Below are 4728 nucleotides of genomic sequence, written 5' to 3'. Positions count from 1 at the left end.
GTATCAGAGTCCATGCTACAACGCGATATAGCACCAAGTCGTTTGTTTCACGCAAAACAAAAAATCTTGAAGTTATTAGAGCGACGAAATGCCGGTACAACAGCTTTGGTTGTGTATTCAGGTAGCTCACATTTGGCTATGCCTTTAACTCAGGACATTGAGGTTTTTAAACCGTTACTAGAAGCTATTGAACTCGATATCATGCCGCGACAAGGAAAACTCGCTGAATATACGCTGCCCACTATAGAACAGGCATTGTTGGCGGAAGCCGCTACCGTGTTATTGATAACTGATGCGCTTAATGAAAAGGCCACTACAAATTATCAGAAGTATTTTAACGAAAAGCCTCACCATCTTTTGATATACGGGGTCGGTGACCAAAATGTGCCGACGCCTTTTCCTTTGGCGTCTGAACAACTTTCGAACCTTGCTAATTCAGTAAACGGGGAATWTGTCTTCTTTACATCAGACGAGCGTGATATTGGCCAACTTATCAGTGAAATAGCTGCGTTTTCTGAATTGTCGGGTGGGGTATCAGAACCTTGGTTTGATGGAGGTTATCCCTTAATTTGGATAGTAATCATCTTGTATTWGTTGTGGTTTCGCAAAGGCTGGCTTGTTCAATGGAGTGTATGTTTATTAGTGGTTAACGCCTCCTTGTTTAGTCCTTCAGCCTCGGCTGCTGAGTTTAAGTTTGTGGATCTGTGGTTAAGTAAAGATCAACAAGCATTTATGAAGTTCCAAGATGAAGAGTATTTTCTAGCAGCAGAGCTATTTGAAAATGATAACTGGAAAGCGACAGCGTATTACCAAGCAGGTGAATACGAAATTGCACAACAATACTTTATGAGAAGTGATGACATTGACTCGCAGCTTAGTGCAGCAGCTGCGTTGGCTCATCAAAAAGAATACCTTGCGGCACAGTCTCTATATCAAGAGATTTTAGAAACTTACCCTAATAACGCGATAGCACAACATAACTATGAACTCGTGAGCGATATTATCAAACATATCGATAGCTTTACCGAAAGCCAATCGAACTCTAATGAGCAGCAAAGTAGCAGGGAGCGGGGCGATAAACCTAAAAGCTCAGAGGGCGTGATACAAGAAGTCGAGCGAGAGCTATTGATCCAAGAGGTGTACACCGCCGAGCAGATCCTCAATAGTTCCGAAGCCAATGAAAAGTGGATGAAGCGTGTAGAAAGTAACCTATCTACTTTTCTAACGACTAAGTTCTCTTTGCAGTATGAATTGGGCACTGGCACAATGACGGAGTGGGCTAATGAATAGAATACTTGGCAATGGCTTTCGCGCTTTCTTACCTTTCATTCTCGCTATATTTTGTGGCGACTTAATGGCCAACAATAGTGCAGATAAGACGTTAGCTGAACTCAATGCGGAAGAGCGAGTACAGATTAGGTCGTGGGTAAGCGAAACGAGTCAGCCATTCGTAGTGAATGAGCAAGTTATCGTTAACCTGGAGGTGATGACCGACACCTGGTTTACGTCGGGTACTCGAATTCATCGTATCGAAATGGATGACGCGTTAGTCATAAACAACAATGCTCTAGAAGTGAAAGATGGGAAAAATAAGGTGAAAGGGTCGTTAACTTCGGCTCCGCTAGCGTTTCAAGTTAGCAAACCTAGTCCTCGTATGGTTTCCTCGAATAAGTGGATCACCGGCTCTGAAGCCCATGTTAGCGAAGAGTGGGAAGTGATTAGAAGTGAGCGAACTGGTGCTAGTACAGGCGTTGAGGGGGACGATAAGCTGCGAGTTGGTGATTCGATAAAGCGGGTCGTTACCACATATGTAGCAGGTACCAGCGCGATGTTACTCCCTGATATTTTGGAAGAGCCTATACATAATCGAGAACGAATTTCTTTTTATCCTCACCAAGCAAAAAGTCGCGATACAGAGGTGAGAGGAGAGTATCGTTCGCAAAAAGTAGAATCGGCAACCTACATTCTTCAAGAATCCGGTGAATTAACCTTTCCTAGTCAAACTATATATTGGTGGGATACGAGCAGTAATATAGAACGAAAGATCATTCTAGAAGAGGTTAAATGGCAAGTTAGCCACACACCCTACTCATTATTGAAAGCCAATATAACAACAGTTATTACGATTGTTTTATCGATGTTTATCGTAATTTTCACATGTTTATATGTAAGAAAATTCTATAAAAACAAACCACTTCCAATATGGCTAAGAGTATTTAAATCCATAAGGAATAGAGATGTAGCTAAATATGAAAGTGGTTTGTATGAGTCTGTTTTAATCGAAAGCCAGCGTTACCGATTATTAGAAGGTAGTGAAGTGAATATAACGATTAGTGAAATTCAACGTCGTTACCAACTAAATAAATTAGAGAAACCCCTAAGTCGAGTAAGTTTGTTTTTTTTATATATGAAGGTGCGAATAAATAACAAACATCAGGAGAATAAAATACACCGGTAGGAAAAAGTAATCGGTTAAATGCAGTAATATTGCGGTATTTACTGCAAAGTTATTTCGACAAAATGGCCCCACATTCGAAGTCGCACAAGCGACAAAGTAAGTTCAACTCTTAGGAAGTAGTGGCCATTATGAAAAAGACAATCTTAGCACTTTTAATCGCATCAACAGCATCAACAGCAATCGCTGGTGAAATTTACTCTACAGACACAACGAACGTTTCTATGAAAGGTGAAGTTGATGCTTACCTAGCGACAACAGATATTAATGGTAAGGAATCTGACGCAGATATCAACGTTTGGGCAAAAGTTCAAATGGATGCAGAACAAAAGCTTAATGACCAACTTACTGGTTTTGCTTCATTCGAAATTGAAGCTGGTTCTTACTACGGTGATACTGATACAGCAGCTAACTTTGATGACGTTCATGTTGGTGTGAAAACAGACACTTGGGGTGTTGCAGTTGGTGAAGTTGGTGATGTAGCAGAATCTGCTGATGCAATTCAAAAAGACGATATCACAAACGAAGGTAACTACATGGGCTCTGCTGGTGGTAACCACCGTGAGTCTAAAGGTAATGGCATTGTAGCTAAAACTAAATTTGGCCCAATGACGTTTGTTGCTGATATCAACACAACTAATGAGAACAACCTAGACTCAACTTACGGTTTCTCTGCAGACTACGCAAATGACATGTTCTCAGTTGGTGCTTCTTTCATTCAAGGTGAAACAGACTCAGACGAAGATTACGAACTATACGGCGTATCAGCTTCTGCTCAAATTGAAGGTCTTTACCTAGCTGCAACTTACGCTGAGTTTAAAGGCGCTGACGGTTTTGGTTTTTACAAAACTACAGGAACAACTACTAATCCAAATGATTGGAACGAAAAGACATCATACGAATTAGTAGAAGGTAACACTATTGGTCTAGCAGCTGCATACCAAATTAATGATGCTCGTATCTACACGACTTACGCAATTGCTTCTGTAGATAACACAGCAACAAACACTTACGGTGACACTTCAAACTGGGTTATCGGCGCTGATTATTCAGTTGCTAGCAACATCACGGCGTTTGCTGAATACCAACAAGGTGATGCTGATTGGGCAACTGATGACTCAATGACTGTTGTAACTGGCGTTTACTACAGCTTCTAAACTTAATAGCCAACCACCATTCGGCGGTTGGCTATCACTCTCTTTATTTGCCTAATTTTGTTCACTGCATTTTCTAGGTCTTTCGCCACACTTAGCATTTTAAGTGTGGCTTTTTTATTGCTATTCGGAGTTCGTATGATTATTGATATAATCGCCAAGGGAAGTATCTATGGAAATGACGCGGTATTTCGTTGTGAACCGAATAAAAATGGTTACTACGAATTAGCGAAAATAAAGGGAAGAAAGCCAGGGAGTCGACCTCAACATCAGTGTAATAAAGTATATGTTGAAACTAAAGAGCAGGCGTTAGAGCTTCTTTTAACCAAAGACTATTATATTGCCCTAACAGGACGTTATAGCGGAATTCATAGAAAGTCGTTAAGGCCCGCGATCTCTTGTACTGTCATTAAGGTATAAACGGTTAATTAAAGTAGAGAAGGCGGTGAATGTATTACTCTGAAATAAATATCCTATTGAGTGCTATTCATTGGCTTAACTCAAACAAAACTAGTATATAAACCAAGGCCAAACTGTTATTTCTGATTTCATGACAGAGTGTTAGCGCTGTGTCACTCGGATCCTCAAGTTAAATTCTTACTCTTCTAGCCAACTTCCTAATTAATTAAAAATAATCCAAATAAACACTTTACCTCAAGTTAGCTTGAGGTTTTATCCTGTCTGCATCGGCTACAAAGAAGTAGCAAAGTGAATAAGAACTAAGGAGATAGGTATGATTCAACTTGAACACGTAAATTTGGTAGTAAAAGATATTCCCGAAATGCTTAAATTTTATCAGGCAGCATTTCCTCATTGGTATGTGCGAGATGAAGGTCAAGGGGAATGGTCTGGTAAGGCTCGCAACTGGTTACATTTTGGGGATGAGTATCAATATATCGCTATGAGTGATCATGGTGAGGGAGAAAATCGCAATCTAGCTGGGCACAGTGTTGGTTTGGCGCACTTTGCGTATGTGACTCATAATATTGAAGCGGTTATTGAAAGGTTAACGCAAGCTGGTTTCTCAATCGTAAACCCAGGCATAGAAGAAACTTACCGTAGAAATGTCTATTTTGTTGACCCTGCAGGCTTTGAAGTAGAATTCGTAGAGTATCGTAG

5 protein-coding genes are annotated in these 4728 nt (G+C 40.4%); all 5 read left to right on the top strand.

The window, feature by feature from the left end:
* Positions 1–1290 (top strand): VWA domain-containing protein (locus L4C33_RS20925; protein ID WP_428814323.1); only part of this gene is annotated, 1290 nt, incomplete at its 5' end.
* Positions 1283–2458, top strand: a complete 1176-nt coding sequence (locus tag L4C33_RS20920; RefSeq protein WP_428814322.1) for a hypothetical protein — start codon at positions 1283–1285, stop codon at positions 2456–2458. The genes L4C33_RS20925 and L4C33_RS20920, both read left to right, overlap by 8 nt.
* 128 nt (positions 2459–2586) lie before the next feature.
* Entirely contained in the window at positions 2587–3612 is a 1026-nt protein-coding gene (locus L4C33_RS20915; RefSeq protein WP_428814321.1) for a porin, read from the top strand.
* 135 nt (positions 3613–3747) lie between these two features.
* A complete protein-coding gene (locus tag L4C33_RS20910) occupies positions 3748–4029 on the top strand; it encodes a hypothetical protein (protein ID WP_428814320.1) in 282 nt (93 codons plus the stop codon).
* A 313-nt stretch (positions 4030–4342) separates the two neighbouring features.
* On the top strand, positions 4343–4728 hold a 386-nt coding region (locus L4C33_RS20905), incomplete at its 3' end, for a VOC family protein (protein WP_428814319.1).

The organism is Vibrio makurazakiensis (assembly GCF_050337375.1).
In the GTDB taxonomy this organism is placed as follows: domain Bacteria; phylum Pseudomonadota; class Gammaproteobacteria; order Enterobacterales; family Vibrionaceae; genus Vibrio; species Vibrio makurazakiensis.
Note: the sequence above shows the minus strand (reverse complement) of the source record. Positions and strands in the feature narration are given on the sequence as shown.

Coding starts and splice junctions, on each gene's coding strand:
- L4C33_RS20920 (WP_428814322.1), top strand. CDS start 1,283: ATGAATAGAATACTTGGCAATGGCTTTCGCGCTTTCTTACCTTTCATT.
- L4C33_RS20915 (WP_428814321.1), top strand. CDS start 2,587: ATGAAAAAGACAATCTTAGCACTTTTAATCGCATCAACAGCATCAACA.
- L4C33_RS20910 (WP_428814320.1), top strand. CDS start 3,748: ATGATTATTGATATAATCGCCAAGGGAAGTATCTATGGAAATGACGCG.